Genomic DNA, 15,138 nt, shown 5'->3' with positions numbered 1-15,138 from the left:
GGCTTTATCGCCTGAGGTTATCATTGGCCCACGAGACCGCCTGCGTACGATTTTTGACAGCTATCTTTTTGAAAAGATTATAAAGATGTGTTTTCACCGTATTTTCACTAATAAATAGTGAACGCGCGATTTCAATATTTGAGGCGCCGATACGCAGTTTATTAAGGATCTCTTTTTCACGGTGCGTAAGTAATGCCGACTCCGTGCTGTTATAGCGGTAGTTCCCGGAATGCGTGATCAGGTAGCTGGCGAGCTTTTGCGAAAAGTAACATTCGCCCCGCAACACACCCTGCAAACCGCTGACTACACGCTGCTCATCTTCAGTTGCGTAAAATACGCCATTGATATGCGGCCAGTTTTCAATATCCCGGTAAGGATAATCATCTGGGGTATTCAACAATAAAGTTTTTATATTGTTGTTTTTTCTGCTCAAATTATCTTGCCAGTAATGGATCAGTTTTTTATCTGCCTCCATCATATCCAGTAAAACAATGCAGCTGGAGGATATATCATCCAGAGAACGTTGAATATTATGTAGTTTTCCGGTTAACGCCAGCGATTGCTTTAAATGCTGTAATAACGCAGTTGCCTGCAGGGATGGTTTAGTGATCAACAATAATGTATGACCATGAATACTATGGACTTCATTAAACATGATGAAACTCCACTTTTTTAGTCGCACACCTGACAGTTGCCTCTACTAAAATAGAGGCACCAGAAGTACTGACAGATGTTGCACTGCTGTGTAGAAATAAAACTTCGACCCAACGGGGTGAAAATATTAAAACAAATGGACTTCAACTGATTTCAATCTAGCTATTACAAATCTTAAAGCAAGTGTTAAACATGTTACATAATGTAAATTTATATATTAAAATGTGATTTTTGCGTTTTTGTGGAGTTTAGATTTGATAGTAAAGTTGTACATTTTAGCGTTATTGCATAGATTTAAAAAATCATACAAATTATAATATCTTGTTGAATTTTAAGGGATAAAATTATAATTAGATGGTTTTAGATTTCTAATGAATTTTGATTTTATGGTCTCACTTTAAGTTGAACAATTTTAGATAGAAAAAAATGACACTTGTCACGACTTGTACCGAGGACAATCCCACTACCGTCTGCAAGGCCCAGAAAACGCGGGAAACGCGTTTTTTTGTTACTGCATAGAAATTCAGTCATTGGGTTACAAAAGAAATAAAATCCAGAGCTATAACGGTGTTAATTGCGGTTAATTAGTACTTTGGGGTGAATCTGGATATAAAAATACAACTGGTGGGTGAGTTATTTAAAATGTTTCAACGGACATACTCTTCATCGTAACGTGGCGTTAACAAATGTAAGTCACGTTAACAATAATTTGAGTGGTAAATAATTTAACCTTATGTACGACCAGGTCCAGGGTGACAACATGAAAAACAAGTTGTTATTTATGATGTTTACAATGCTGGGTGTGCCTGGGATTGCATCCGCTACAAGTTATGATTTAGCTAACTCAGAATATAACTTTGCGGTAAATGAATTAAGTAAGTCTTCATTTAATCAGGCAGCCATTATTGGTCAGGTTGGCACTGCGAACAGTGCAAATACTCGACAGGGGGGCTCGAAGTTATTGTCGGTTATTTCGCAAGAAGGTTCTGGTAACCGAGCGAAAACAGACCAGACGGGATCATATAACTTTGCATATATTGATCAAACGGGTAGTTCCAATGACGCGAGTATTAAACAAGGTTCATACGGTAATACGGCGGTAATTATCCAGAAAGGTTCTGGTAATAAAGCCAATATTACTCAGTACGGTACACAAAAAACAGCAGTTGTGGTGCAGAGACAGTCGCAAATGGCAATTCGCGTTACTCAACGCTAATCCATTAACGACGATTAAATCAATCCGATGGGGGTTTACCATGAAACTTTTAAAAGTGGCAGCATTCGCAGCAATCGTAGTTTCTGGCAGTGCTCTGGCTGGTGTTGTTCCGCAATGGGGCGGCAATCATCATGGTGGCGGTAGTAATTATGGCCCAGACTCTTCACTGAGTATCTACCAATATGGGTCAAACAACGCTGCGAATGCTCTGCAAAGTGATGCGCGTAAATCAGATGTCACTATCACACAACAGGGGCGTGGTAACGGGGCTGTAGTTGGTCAGGGCGCTGATGACAGTACCATTAGCCTGAAACAGACTGGCTTCCAGAACAATGCCACTATCGATCAGTGGAATGCTAAAAATGCTGATATTAGTGTAACCCAGTTCGGTGGCCGTAACGGTGCGTTGGTTAATCAGACCGCTTCTGACTCCAATGTGCTGATTCAGCAAGTTGGCTTTGGCAACAACGCTACAGCTAACCAACACTAATTCAGTTTCTGACTGATAATAAACAGGGCGTGAGCCCTGTTTTTTTTTCGGGAGAATATGATGCATACGCTATTACTCATTGCCGCGCTGGCAAATCAAATAACATTCAATACTACTCAGCAAGGTGATATGTACACCATTATTCCTCAGGTGACGTTAACCCAACCGTGCGTATGTGAGGTACAAGTCCTTGCCATACGTAAAGGGCAGGGGGGACAAAGCCAGTCGCAGCAGAAAATAAGCCTTTCGGTCCCTGCTAATCGACCGATTGAATTAACCAAACTGAGCTTTAATATTTCATCTGAGGACTCGGTCAAAATTATCGTTACCGTTTCAGATGGGCAGTCTCTGCATCTGTCGCAACAATGGCCTGACTCAAACAGTCACCCATAATTTTTTGCTGTATTTGCATTAAGGGTGTGGCTGGGAATGCGCTGCTGTTCTATGAATATAGAAGCGTGTGAGCGTTTGTATTTGATCGTTAATCGTAGCGGTGAAGGATCATTTCGATCCCTCAAAGATGGCTAATCATTGAGGAACCCTTATGTGTACATTATTAAAGCGTATTTTAAGTACCAGTTTATGTGCTTTTTCTCTTTTAACCCTCCCTGCAATTGCGCAGCAAATCACAACCGGCGGGGTTATTCATTTTCGCGGAGCGATAGTTGAATCACCTTGCGACGTTAACAGACAGCAGCAGCAAATTGAATTGTCATGTATCCGCAACGGCACCAACCAGAATAGTCTTTACAACCCGCAACAGCTCGCGACAGCCCCTCAGAATGTGCAGGAAATTGCCACAGTCAAAATGCACTACCTCAATGAACAGAAAAACATGGCGATTCTTAATATTGAATATAAATGACTCGCTGTGGCGTAGATATGCACACTTACGGTTAAAAAGAGAGATTTAAGGGAAAACCCTGCTGTACACTTAACGAATGGTGTTTTGTCAGGGGGAACTTATGCAATCACGTGTTCATGTGTTACATGGCGATATTACGACTGTCGCTGTTGATGTGATTGTCAATGCGGCGAATTCATCGCTACTGGGAGGCGGTGGCGTCGATGGCGCAATCCATCGCGCTGCCGGACCAGCATTGCTGGAGGCCTGCAAACAGGTTATCCAGCAACAAGGAGAATGCCCGACAGGGCATGCGGTTATCACTCTGGCGGGGGCGCTTGCGGCAAAAGCGGTCATTCATACCGTAGGACCCGTCTGGCAAGGGGGAGGTCATCATGAGGCCGAACGCCTCGAAGAAGCTTACTTAAACACCCTGCAACTGGCCCTGGCCAATGGTTATCACTCCATTGCTTTTCCGGCGATTAGCACCGGGGCTTATGGCTATCCACGCGCCGCAGCGGCAGAAATAGCGGTGAAAACGGTGCTGAAATTTATTACCCGCCGCGCACTTCCTGATCAGATATACTTCGTGTGCTTTGATGACGAAAACGCTCAACTTTATAAGAGATTGCTAACACAACAAGGTGATGATCACACGGACTGATATGACGCGACTTGAGCGTGCCATCACGCCCCTTTGCGAAGACCACCCGGGAGAATGCGGCATTCTTGCGTTGGATGACAGCCTGGATGCGTTTGCTGCTCGCTATCGGTTAACGGAAATGGCGGAACGTACCCTGGATGTGCAGTATTACATCTGGGAAAACGACATGTCCGGGTTATTGCTATTTTCCGTACTGCTGGCCGCAGCGAAGCGAGGCGTACGGGTGCGTTTGCTGCTGGATGATAACAACACGCCGGGTCTGGACGACACGCTGCGTCTGCTGGATAAGCACCCCAATATAGAAGTTCGCCTCTTCAATCCGTTTTCCTTTCGCATCCTGCGCGCGCTGGGCTATTTAACCGATTTTGCCCGGCTTAATCGGCGCATGCACAATAAAAGTTATACCGCTGACGGCGTGGTGACTCTCGTTGGTGGGCGTAATATTGGCGATGCCTATTTTGGCGCGGGTGAGCAACCGCTATTTTCCGACCTGGACGTCATGGCTATCGGGCCGGTTGTCAAAGATGTGGCAGATGATTTTGAGCGTTACTGGCACTGCCGCTCGGTTTCAACGTTACAAAATGTGCTTGAGATGTCTGAGCCAGATTCTGTGCAGCGTATTGAGCTACCAGAATCCTGGTATAACGATGATATTACCCGCCGCTATCTGCATAAGCTGGAAACCAGCCAGTTTATGTCCAGTCTCGATCAAAGGTCGCTGCCGCTGATTTGGGCCAAAACGCGTTTGCTGAGCGATGATCCTGCAAAAGGAGAAGGGAAAGCGCCGCGCCACTCGCTATTACCGCAGCGTTTGTTTGACGTAATGGGCTCGCCGACCGAACGTATTGATATTATTTCTGCCTACTTTGTGCCGACGCGTGCCGGTGTGGCGCAGCTCCTGAGACTGGTAAGAAAAGGCGTCAAGATTGCCATTTTAACCAATTCACTGGCGGCGAATGATGTGGCGATCGTCCATGCGGGCTATGCGCGCTGGCGAAAAAAACTGCTGCGCTACGGTGTAGAATTATACGAACTTAAACCGACCCGCGATCGCGTCTCGGTCGTTCACGATCGTGGATTAACCGGTAATTCAGGGTCCAGCCTGCATGCGAAAACGTTCAGTATTGATGATCGCAAAGTGTTTATCGGCTCGCTTAATTTTGATCCTCGTTCGACGCTGCTCAATACGGAAATGGGATTTGTGATTGAGAGTGAAGTGCTGGCCGAATTGATTCATAAACGGTTTATGCAAAGCCAGCGTGATATGGCCTGGCAGCTACGCCTTGACCGTTGGGGGAGAATTAATTGGGTCGACCGACTTTCTGGCAGTGAACAGGTCCTGAAAAAAGAACCCGCCACAGGATTCTGGAAGCGGGTTCTGGTAAAGCTGGCGTCCGTGTTACCCATTGAATGGCTGCTTTGAACCACACAATGATTGAGGGAAAAACTAGCCGGCTACGGCCTTGTTTTTATCCTGCTTAACGGGCGGTTTACCCGAAAAGAGAAACTTCAGCACCGGTATGCGTAAATGGATTTCGTACAGTATTACCGCAATCCCAACCACAAACAGCAGACCGCAGAGAAAACCCAGCAGATTCGACGTGATATGCGGTGTGATGTAAGCGCCAAAAAACAGCGTTAACGGGTGGTGCACCAGATAGATAAACAGCGACGCGTTGACAAAATAGGTCACGCGGGCAGACTGGAAATTAAGCAAACGGTGACCCAACGAAAAGACGACGTTCACCATCCACAGTCCCATGACCATGGTAATGACATATTCTGTTTCATACATCCAGGCATCGCCGTTGCCATAACGCTGATTGAGTAGGTATGCCACAAATGCGAATGCAGCACCGAGCGTGCAACCGCGTGACGGTGTGGTAAACAGCGCTTTCAGATTCGGGTTGATAAACGCCAGTGCGCCGAGGATAAAGAACGGCGCATAGAACAGCGTTTGCATAACGATAAAATTGAACATGCCATCGCTGAGAATCGAAGGGTAGAGGATGAAAATTGTCCTTCTGACGGCAGCGTAACCGACACCTAACAAGATGAAGATCAGCGATAATTTAGTCATCGACACCGCCGGGGCGCTGGCGGCGTCACTACGCGTCAGTCTGTTTTTCATCTGGGTGAACACCCACATGCTCACGGTCGTTAATACGACCAGAACCAGTAAAAACCACAGATGGGAAATCAGCTCCCAGGCCAGTGCATTGTATTTATCGTAGCCGCTGAGAGTATGCCAACTGTCTGCTTTTCCCTTTACGTATTGCAGCATGATAAATTGCGGCAGCGTAAGTAATGGAATCGCGGTCAGCATCGGGATCCCCACGCGTTCTACACGCACCTTCCACCAGCGCTTTAGTGGATAGCGCAAAAATAGCATGTAGGAAAAATAACCCGAAATGACAAAGAAGACTTGCATGCGAAAAGCATGGATAAAGTCGTTAAACAGGGTCAACCACCACGACGGTTCCGCGCTGTTCACGTGCCAGGTGTGGGTCGAGTAAATCAATGAAATATGGAATGGGATCCCTAACAACATTAGCCAGGCACGGATGGAGTCAAGAAAATATTCGCGTGGTGGTGATACAGAGCTCATAGACAGTTATGTATTCTCAGACTTTTCGTCTTATCCCTAAGACGAATAATGGTTACATTCGAGGGCAACCCTACACGAAGTCCAACAACCTGTCTCCAGGATAAGCACGCAAAGTGAAAACAGGTAGTTGAACCTGATTAAACCATGAGCCAGCGCGCGAACAATACAGGGATTCAGTTGTCGGAATACCCGATTATCCATTAAAATGGATCGGATCAATATAAGCACACAAAGGGGGAAGTGCTTACTAATTATGAAACATAAACTACAAATGATGAAAATGCGTTGGTTGGGTGCAGCAGTTATGTTAACGCTGTACACATCATCGAGCTGGGCGTTCAGCATCGATGATGTTGCAAAACAAGCTCAATCCTTAGCCGGTAAAGGCTATGAGGCGCCAAAAAGTAACTTGCCCTCCGTTTTCCGCGACATGAAATATGCGGATTATCAGCAGATCCAGTTTAACCGCGATAAAGCCTACTGGAGTAATCTCAAGACCCCATTTAAGCTCGAGTTCTACCACCAGGGTATGTACTTCGACACGCCGGTCAAAATCAACGAAGTTACCGCTACAGCGGTGAAAAGAATCAAATACAGCCCGGATTATTTTAATTTTGGCGATGTTCAGCATGATAAAGACACGGTAAAAGATCTCGGTTTCGCCGGGTTCAAAGTGCTGTATCCGATCAACAGCAAAGATAAAAACGACGAAATCGTCAGCATGCTCGGTGCCAGCTATTTCCGTGTTCTGGGGGCAGGGCAGGTCTACGGTCTGTCTGCGCGCGGTCTCGCGATTGATACCGCTCTGCCTTCTGGCGAAGAATTTCCCCGCTTCCGTGAGTTTTGGATCGAGCGTCCGAAACCGACTGACAAACGTTTGACCATTTATGCCTTGCTGGATTCTCCGCGCGCAACCGGAGCGTATCGCTTTGTCATCATTCCGGGTCGTGACACGGTAGTCGATGTTCAGTCCAAAGTTTATCTGCGCGACAAAGTGGGCAAGCTGGGCGTGGCACCGTTAACCAGTATGTTCCTGTACGGACCAAACCAGCCTTCTCCGGCGACCAACTATCGTCCGGAACTGCATGACTCTAACGGTTTGTCGATCCACGCTGGCAACGGCGAGTGGATTTGGCGTCCGCTGAATAACCCGAAACATCTGGCGGTGAGCAGCTTTGCGATGGAAAACCCGCAAGGTTTCGGCCTGCTGCAGCGTGGCCGTCAGTTCTCGCGTTTTGAAGATATCGACGATCGTTACGATCTGCGCCCAAGCGCCTGGATCACGCCAAAAGGTGATTGGGGTAAAGGTAAGATTGAGTTAGTTGAAATCCCAACTAACGATGAAACGAACGATAACATCGTTGCGTACTGGACGCCGGATCAACTGCCTGAAGCTGGTAAAGAGATGAACTTCAAGTACACCCTGACGTTCACGCGTGACGAAGACAAGCTTCATGCCCCTGATAGCGCCTGGGTCCAGCAGACTCGTCGTTCTACCGGTGATGTAAAACAGTCTAACCTCATTCGTCAGCCTGATGGCACCATCGCGTTTGTGGTGGACTTTACCGGCACGGATATGAAAAAGCTGCCGCAGGATACCCCGGTTACCGCACAAACCAGTATTGGCGACAACGGCGAGATCGTTGAAAGTACTGTGCGCTACAACCCGGTAACTAAAGGTTGGCGTTTGGTATTGCGCGTGAAAGTGAAAGACGTGAAGAAAACCACTGAAATGCGTGCTGCCTTGGTCAATGCCGATCAGACGCTGAGTGAAACCTGGAGCTACCAGTTACCTGCCAATGAATAAGACAACTGAGTATATTGACGCAATGCCGCTTTCGGATATCGAAAAAGCGGCACTGCCGAAAACTGACATCCGCGCCGTTCATCAGGCGCTGGATGCCGAGCATCGTACGTACTCGCGCGAAGATGATTCACCGCAGGGTTCGGTGAAAGCTCGCCTGGAGCAGGCGTGGCCGGATTCTCTGGCCAAAGAGCAGTTGGTTAAGGACGATGAGGGGCGCGATCAGCTGCAGGCGATGCCAAAAGCAACGCGTACCTCTATGTTCCCCGATCCCTGGCGTACCAACCCGGTTGGCCGCTTTTGGGATCGCCTGCGCGGGCGCGATGTGACTCCGCGTTATCTTTCGCGTTTGACGAAAGAAGAACAGGAGAGCGAGCAAAAATGGCGTACGGTTGGCACCATCCGCCGCTATACGTTGTTAATCTTAACGCTGGCGCAAACGGTCGTCGCAACCTGGTATATGAAGACGATCCTTCCGTATCAGGGTTGGGCATTCATTAATCCTGTTGACATGATGGGGCAGGATTTATGGGTCTCCTTTATGCAACTGCTGCCCTACATGCTCCAGACCGGCATTCTCATTTTGTTTGCCGTGCTTTTCTGTTGGGTTTCAGCAGGATTCTGGACCGCGCTGATGGGCTTCCTGCAACTGTTGATTGGGCGAGATAAGTACAGTATCTCCGCCTCAACGGTTGGGGACGAGCCGTTAAATCCCGAGCACCGGACCGCGTTGATTATGCCGATCTGTAACGAGGACGTTGACCGCGTATTCGCGGGACTTCGCGCCACGTGGGAGTCGGTCAAAGCGACGGGCAACGCCGAGCATTTTGATGTTTACATCCTGAGCGACAGCTACAACCCCGATATCTGCGTAGCAGAACAAAAAGCGTGGATGGAGCTGATTGCCGAAGTGCAAGGCGAAGGGCAGATTTTCTACCGTCGTCGTCGTCGTCGCGTGAAGCGTAAAAGCGGTAACATTGATGACTTCTGCCGTCGCTGGGGAAATCAGTACAGCTACATGGTGGTGCTGGACGCTGACTCCGTGATGAGCGGTGACTGTCTGAGCGGGCTGGTGCGCCTGATGGAAGCGAATCCAAATGCCGGGATTATCCAGTCTTCACCGAAGGCTTCCGGTATGGATACACTGTATGCGCGCTGTCAGCAGTTTGCGACCCGTGTTTATGGTCCGTTGTTTACCGCTGGACTTCACTTCTGGCAATTGGGGGAATCGCACTACTGGGGCCATAACGCGATTATTCGCGTGAAGCCGTTTATCGAACACTGTGCGCTTGCGCCGTTACCGGGCGAAGGCTCGTTTGCGGGTTCGATCCTCTCCCATGACTTCGTCGAAGCGGCGTTGATGCGTCGTGCCGGCTGGGGCGTGTGGATTGCTTACGATCTGCCGGGCTCTTATGAAGAGCTACCGCCGAACCTGCTGGATGAACTCAAGCGTGACCGTCGCTGGTGTCATGGCAACCTGATGAACTTCCGTCTGTTCCTGGTGAAGGGGATGCACCCGGTTCACCGTGCGGTATTCCTGACCGGCGTTATGTCCTATCTGTCCGCGCCGCTGTGGTTTATGTTCCTCGCGTTATCGACCGCATTGCAGGTGGTGCATGCGTTGACGGAACCACAGTACTTCCTGCAACCGCGCCAGCTGTTCCCGGTATGGCCGCAGTGGCGTCCTGAACTGGCGATCGCGCTGTTTGCTTCTACGATGGTGCTGCTGTTCCTGCCGAAGCTGCTGAGTATTTTGCTCATCTGGTGTAAAGGGACGAAAGAGTACGGCGGGTTTATCCGCGTCACGCTGTCGCTGCTGCTGGAGGTTCTGTTCTCCGTGCTGCTGGCGCCGGTGCGTATGCTGTTCCATACCGTCTTCGTCGTGAGCGCCTTCCTCGGTTGGGAAGTGGTGTGGAATTCACCGCAGCGTGATGACGATTCCACCCCGTGGGGTGAAGCATTTATGCGTCACGGTTCTCAGTTACTGCTGGGGCTGGTGTGGGCGGTAGGTATGGCCTGGCTGGATCTGCGTTTCCTGTTCTGGCTGGCGCCGATTGTCTTCTCGCTGATCCTGTCGCCGTTTGTTTCTGTGATTTCCAGCCGTTCCACGGTTGGGTTACGTACCAAGCGCTGGAAGCTGTTCCTGATCCCGGAAGAGTATTCTCCGCCGCAGGTGCTGGTGGATACGGATACCTACCTGGTGATGAACCGCAATCGTACACTGGACGACGGCTTTATGCATGCGGTGTTTAACCCGTCATTTAACGCACTGGCAACGGCAATGGCGACTGCACGTCACCGCGCGAGTAACGTGCTTGAGATTGCCCGTGACCGCCATGTGGAGCAGGCGCTGAACGAAACGCCGGAGAAACTAAACCGTGACCGCCGTCTGGTGCTGTTGAGCGATCCGGTGACGATGGCGCGTTTGCACTATCGCGTCTGGAATTCACCTGATAAGTATTCTTCGTGGGTGAATTACTACCAGGGACTGACCCTGAATCCGCTGGCGCTCAGGAAAAAGTAAGCGTTATGTAACGTGAAAATACCGGCCTGGTGCCGGTATTTTTTTATACTAAATAAAAGAGCCGTGAGGTATCAGGTGCGAATATTGGCAGTGGCAATCATGGTGTGCTTCCTGAGCGGATGCGGCAGTATTATTAGCCGAACTATCCCAGGGCAAGGGCACGGAAACCAATACTATCCTGGTGTGCAATGGGATGTCCGGGACTCCGCGTGGCGCTACGTCACCATCCTCGACCTGCCATTTTCGCTGGTGTTTGATACCTTGCTGCTCCCGCTCGACATTCACCACGGACCTTACGAGTAGCTATCGCTCATCCCATTCATCGGCCGCGGTCTGACCCTCTTCGGTATCCAGGGGAGGTTCCAGCTGGAATTCACCTTCATCCCATTCGTGAAGCGTGTTTTCTTCCTGCCACTCCTGACGGATTTCAATTTCATCATAGTCGCCATCAAAAACGCTTTGGGCCGCTTCACCACTCAGCATTGGCAGGCATTCACCCTCTCCCTCATCCTCGTCAGCAAAGAATTCCGCCTGCCACATAATGTCACCATCCTGTAGCACGTATTTTTGTACGCTTAGCTGTTGAACGCTGGCTTCGTCGGGCTCAAGGTCAGGGTTATCAGCCAGAAATTCTTCACGAGCGGCATCAATGGCTTCTTCCAGCGTGGCATACATGGTCATCAGAGTCTCCCTTTGATTTAATGAAGTATTCAGGGAAATAATAGTTGATTCTCCGATATTGCAAGTATGAATGCACAAAAATCATCCCGTGGCCTCAGTGTTCCGGCGACGGCGCAGACTATTCCACGAGTAGAAAGCGTTAAACAGTACGACGCCCGCGGTCACGCAGAAGACGGCGCGAAAACCGTAGTTGGCGGATATTGCCGCCCCCATTAACGGTCCCGTAACGTTACCGATATCGCGAAATGACTGGTTATAACTGAAAATACGCCCGGCGATCTGATTGGTTGAGTTATAGACCAGCAGCGTTTGTACTGCCGGGAGCAGAGCGCCGTCAGCGGCCCCCAATAAAAAGCGCAGAACGGCAAGTTGCCAGGGCGATTGTACAAACGACATTGGAATAAGCAGCAGCACGGAGATGACCAGAGCAACAATCAGGATCTTCTCCGGGCCAATTCGGTCACCTAATTTGCCGAGCCGCGGGGCGCTAATTAACGCAGCCACGCCCGGTACGGAAGCAATCATCCCGCTGATAAAGGCGATGTTACTGACGTTGCCAGCCAGCTCTCGAACGTACAGCGTCAGAATTGGCGCGATGGACCCGGTTGCCACCTGGATTATCAGCGTTGTGACAAACAGGCTCAGCACCAGTTTGGGATTTTTTAACGAGGCCACGACTTCGCGAATGTGCAGCATCTCTTTCTTGCTCACCGGTTGGAAACGTTCGCGAATAAAAAATAGCGTCAGGATAAAACAGAGCAGCAGTACGCTGGCGGTGATGAAAAATACCGGGCGTAGTCCGTACTGATCCGCGAGCAGCCCGCCTGCCAACGGTCCGAGCAGTGCGCCGCTGACGCCGCCGGTGGAAAGCGTTCCCAGCGCCCAGCCGCTTTTATTGCGCGGAACCTGGGTGGCGATGAGTGCATTTGCGTTGGGAATGAAACCGCCGAGCAGACCCAACAGGGCACGCAGGACCAGGAACTGCCAGATATTTTGCGCCAGCCCCATCAGCAGCATCACAATCGCCATACCCAATGCGGAACGCAGCAGCATGATTTTTCGCCCTTTGCGATCGGCAAGGCCACCCCAGAAAGGAGAGGCGATGGCGGAAAAGAGAAAAGTGATGCTGAAGACCAGACCTGACCACATATTCAGGGCGCTATGACCCGTGACGCCGAGGCTCTCGACATAGAGGGGCAAAAAGGGCATAACCAGGCTAAATGCTGCACCGGTTAAAAAACAACCCAACCAGGCAACGGTGAGGTTACGTTTCCAGTTTATGGGAGCATCTGAGGGTGACATAGCGTTCCGCAGTGTGGCGCGCTGTTTGCGCTATCGATTGAATATAAGAAAGCAGGCTAATTATGCGCCTGGTTGATAGTTGCTGCAATGCGGATAGCAGTTAAACCTAAAGCGGGCGGGGGAGGTGTTGCAGTCCACAGGACTGCAACCGTGCTTTAGTACAGGGAAGGTGAACCTTCGGGGCGCGTCTTGAAACGACGGTGTAGCCACATGTATTGCTCCGGGGCCATCATGATGCATTGCTCAACGATCTTATTCATCCACGCAGCCGTAGTCTCCGCGTTGTCTAACGGCGGTGAACACTCCGGAGGCAGCATAATCAATTGATAACCTTTACCGTCTGGCTTGCGGCGAGGAACAAACGGTACCAGGCAGGCATTCGACATGCGTGAAAGCATCCAGGTCCCGGAGGTTGTTGCGGCCTGTTCAACAGCAAAAAGCGGGACAAATACGCTGGCGCGGGGACCGTAGTCATGATCCGGCGCATACCAGACCACTTCGCCTTTTTTCAACGCTTTAATCATTCCTTTCAGGTCTTTACGATCGAGCATTGATTTATTAGAGCGCATACGGCCCCAGGTTTGTAGCCAGTCGAGCAGTGGGTTGTCGTTAGGGCGATATACGCCTATCCCCGGCTCCTGCAAACCAAACTGACGCGCACCCAGTTCAAGGGTCAGAAAGTGCAGACCCACTAACAAAATTCCCCGCTTTTGCGCCTGAACGTCGCGGATATGTTCCATCCCGATAACTTCCGTCCAGCGTGAAATGCGCTTGTCAGACCAAAACCAGGCCATTCCGGTTTCCATCACGCCCATGCCCACGGACTCAAAGTTCTTGACGACCATCTGCTGGCGTTCCTGCTCGCTCATTTGCGGGAAGCACAGTTCCAGATTACGGGAAACAATTTTTGCCCGACGTTTCATCAAACGTAATGCCAGACGACCTAATGCGCAGCCCAACTTGTAAAGAATCGGGTAGGGTAACTGCACGATTAACCAAAGGATGCCAATGCCCAGCCAGGTTAACCAATAACGTGGATGCAGTAACGCAGCCGAAAACTTGGGTAAATTCGTCATGTCTATCCTGTCTTCAAACGACCAATTGCCTGTATTGTCGCATTTTTTCGCGCATATCAAAAATTTGTGACGGGAGAACGGTGATTAAACCAGCAATTGTTGTTGCACTTTTATATTGGAGTAAGAAATGTAGCGTAAAATGTGTGGATGTAAATTGGCGGTGTTTGCTTTATTATGCCGCCGATTTTCATTTTCTCCCTATTTGCAGGATACGTACACCATGCCAGTGTTACACAACCGCATTTCGAACGATGCGCTCAAAGCCAAAATGTTGGCTGAGACCGAGCCGCGCACGACGATCTCATTCTATAAATATTTCACCATCGCCAATCCTCAGCACACGCGTGATGCGCTGTACCAGATGTTCACTGCATTGAACGTCTTCGGGCGCGTTTATCTTGCCCATGAAGGAATCAATGCGCAAATCAGCGTACCGCAAAGCAACGTCGAGGCATTCCGTCAGCAGCTTTATGCGTTTGATCCCGCATTCGCCGGGTTACGTCTGAATATCGCGCTGGATGATGATGGTAAATCGTTCTGGGTGCTGCGCATGAAAGTGCGTGAACGCATCGTGGCGGATGGCATTGACGATCCGCAATTTGACGCCAGCAACGTAGGTGATTACCTGAAGGCGGCGGAAGTAAACGCCATGCTGGACGATCCTGACGCGGTATTCATTGATATGCGCAACCACTATGAATATGAAGTGGGCCATTTCGAGAATGCGCTAGAAATCCCGGCAGACACGTTCCGCGACCAGTTACCGAAAGCCGTTGAAATGATGCAGGCGCATAAAGATAAAAAAATCGTTATGTATTGCACAGGCGGGATCCGTTGTGAGAAAGCCAGCGCCTGGATGAAACACAACGGATTTAGCAAAGTCTGGCACATTGAGGGCGGTATTATTGAATATGCCCGCAAGGCGCGTGAACAGGGGCTTCCTGTGCGTTTTGTCGGTAAAAACTTCGTTTTTGATGAGCGTATGGGCGAAAGGATTTCTGAAGATGTTATTGCGCATTGCCATCAGTGCGGAACGGCGTGCGACAGCCATACTAATTGCAAAAATGATGGCTGCCATCTGTTGTTTATCCAGTGTCCGGCCTGCGCGCAGAAGTATAACGGCTGCTGTAGCGAGTTGTGTAGCGAAGAGAGTAAGTTGCCGGAAGAAGAGCAACGTCGTCTTCGAGCAGGACGTGAAAATGGCAACAAAATATTTAATAAGTCACGCGGTCGTCTGAATACCAAACTGGGTATTCCGGACCCTGCGCAATAGTC

The 15,138-nt window shown here is 49.7% G+C and carries 15 protein-coding genes; 10 read left to right on the top strand and 5 right to left on the bottom strand.

Annotated features, from left to right (window positions below; genetic code table 11):
• Positions 1-4: 4 nt before the first annotated feature.
• Positions 5-655, bottom strand: a complete 651-nt coding sequence (gene csgD / locus ABIE10_RS05935) for a biofilm master transcriptional regulator CsgD (RefSeq protein ID WP_003036091.1) — start codon at positions 653-655, stop codon at positions 5-7.
• Positions 656-1,414: 759 nt separating this feature from the next.
• Here csgD and csgB point away from each other — a divergent pair.
• The 6 genes from csgB to ABIE10_RS05905 all read left to right on the top strand — a co-directional run bounded on the left by csgB (position 1,415) and on the right by ABIE10_RS05905 (position 5,291).
• The gene (gene csgB, locus ABIE10_RS05930) at positions 1,415-1,870 is read left to right on the top strand and encodes a curli minor subunit CsgB (protein WP_019076446.1); all 456 of its coding nucleotides are present in this window, start codon (positions 1,415-1,417) and stop codon (positions 1,868-1,870) included.
• Between the two features lie 40 nt (positions 1,871-1,910).
• Positions 1,911-2,360 (top strand): curli major subunit CsgA, encoded by a 450-nt coding sequence (gene csgA / locus ABIE10_RS05925; RefSeq protein WP_016156176.1) that lies wholly within the window; start codon positions 1,911-1,913, stop codon positions 2,358-2,360.
• Between the two features lie 60 nt (positions 2,361-2,420).
• A complete protein-coding gene (gene csgC / locus ABIE10_RS05920; protein ID WP_016152602.1) occupies positions 2,421-2,753 on the top strand; it encodes a curli assembly chaperone CsgC in 333 nt (110 codons plus the stop codon).
• Between the two features lie 151 nt (positions 2,754-2,904).
• Entirely contained in the window at positions 2,905-3,225 is a 321-nt protein-coding gene (locus ABIE10_RS05915; RefSeq protein ID WP_016152603.1) for a type 1 fimbrial protein, read from the top strand.
• 100 nt (positions 3,226-3,325) lie between these two features.
• Positions 3,326-3,868 (top strand): O-acetyl-ADP-ribose deacetylase, encoded by a 543-nt coding sequence (ymdB, locus tag ABIE10_RS05910; RefSeq protein WP_016156177.1) that lies wholly within the window; start codon positions 3,326-3,328, stop codon positions 3,866-3,868.
• Complete coding sequence (locus ABIE10_RS05905) at positions 3,852-5,291, top strand: phospholipase D family protein (protein WP_152903216.1); 1,440 nt, start codon at positions 3,852-3,854, stop codon at positions 5,289-5,291. The genes ymdB and ABIE10_RS05905 overlap by 17 nt, the downstream gene beginning before the upstream one ends.
• A gap of 24 nt (positions 5,292-5,315) precedes the next feature.
• Here ABIE10_RS05905 and mdoC read toward each other — a convergent pair whose 3' ends face one another.
• The gene (gene mdoC, locus ABIE10_RS05900) at positions 5,316-6,476 is read right to left on the bottom strand and encodes a glucans biosynthesis protein MdoC (RefSeq protein ID WP_016152606.1); all 1,161 of its coding nucleotides are present in this window, start codon (positions 6,474-6,476) and stop codon (positions 5,316-5,318) included.
• Between the two features lie 271 nt (positions 6,477-6,747).
• Here mdoC and mdoG point away from each other — a divergent pair, with 271 nt between their 5' ends.
• The 3 genes from mdoG to ABIE10_RS05885 all read left to right on the top strand — a co-directional run bounded on the left by mdoG (position 6,748) and on the right by ABIE10_RS05885 (position 11,107).
• The gene (gene mdoG, locus ABIE10_RS05895) at positions 6,748-8,283 is read left to right on the top strand and encodes a glucans biosynthesis protein MdoG (RefSeq protein WP_085951042.1); all 1,536 of its coding nucleotides are present in this window, start codon (positions 6,748-6,750) and stop codon (positions 8,281-8,283) included.
• Positions 8,276-10,804: a glucans biosynthesis glucosyltransferase MdoH gene (mdoH, locus tag ABIE10_RS05890; RefSeq protein WP_019076449.1), complete on the top strand. Its 2,529-nt coding sequence runs from the start codon at positions 8,276-8,278 to the stop codon at positions 10,802-10,804. Before mdoG ends, mdoH begins: the two co-directional genes overlap by 8 nt.
• A 75-nt stretch (positions 10,805-10,879) precedes the next feature.
• Entirely contained in the window at positions 10,880-11,107 is a 228-nt protein-coding gene (locus ABIE10_RS05885) for a YceK/YidQ family lipoprotein (protein WP_047502427.1), read from the top strand.
• Here the strand turns inward: ABIE10_RS05885 and ABIE10_RS05880 are convergent, their stop codons facing one another.
• The 3 genes from ABIE10_RS05880 to ABIE10_RS05870 all read right to left on the bottom strand — a co-directional run bounded on the left by ABIE10_RS05880 (position 11,108) and on the right by ABIE10_RS05870 (position 13,863).
• On the bottom strand, positions 11,108-11,485 hold the full coding sequence (locus ABIE10_RS05880) for a MysB family protein (protein WP_016152610.1): 378 nt from the start codon (positions 11,483-11,485) through the stop codon (positions 11,108-11,110).
• An 81-nt stretch (positions 11,486-11,566) separates the two neighbouring features.
• Positions 11,567-12,787 (bottom strand): multidrug efflux MFS transporter MdtG, encoded by a 1,221-nt coding sequence (gene mdtG, locus ABIE10_RS05875; protein ID WP_016156180.1) that lies wholly within the window; start codon positions 12,785-12,787, stop codon positions 11,567-11,569.
• A gap of 155 nt (positions 12,788-12,942) precedes the next feature.
• On the bottom strand, positions 12,943-13,863 hold the full coding sequence (locus ABIE10_RS05870) for a Kdo(2)-lipid IV(A) acyltransferase (RefSeq protein WP_047501080.1): 921 nt from the start codon (positions 13,861-13,863) through the stop codon (positions 12,943-12,945).
• 220 nt (positions 13,864-14,083) lie between these two features.
• Between ABIE10_RS05870 and ABIE10_RS05865 the strand changes: the two genes are divergently transcribed.
• A complete protein-coding gene (locus ABIE10_RS05865) occupies positions 14,084-15,136 on the top strand; it encodes a rhodanese-related sulfurtransferase (protein ID WP_016152613.1) in 1,053 nt (350 codons plus the stop codon).
• Positions 15,137-15,138 lie beyond the last annotated feature (2 nt).

Origin of the sequence: Citrobacter sp. 506 (assembly GCF_050434985.1) — a bacterium.
Taxonomy (GTDB): domain Bacteria; phylum Pseudomonadota; class Gammaproteobacteria; order Enterobacterales; family Enterobacteriaceae; genus Citrobacter; species Citrobacter braakii.
The sequence above is the reverse complement of the archived record's forward strand: the minus strand, read 5'-3'. Positions and strand labels throughout refer to the sequence as shown.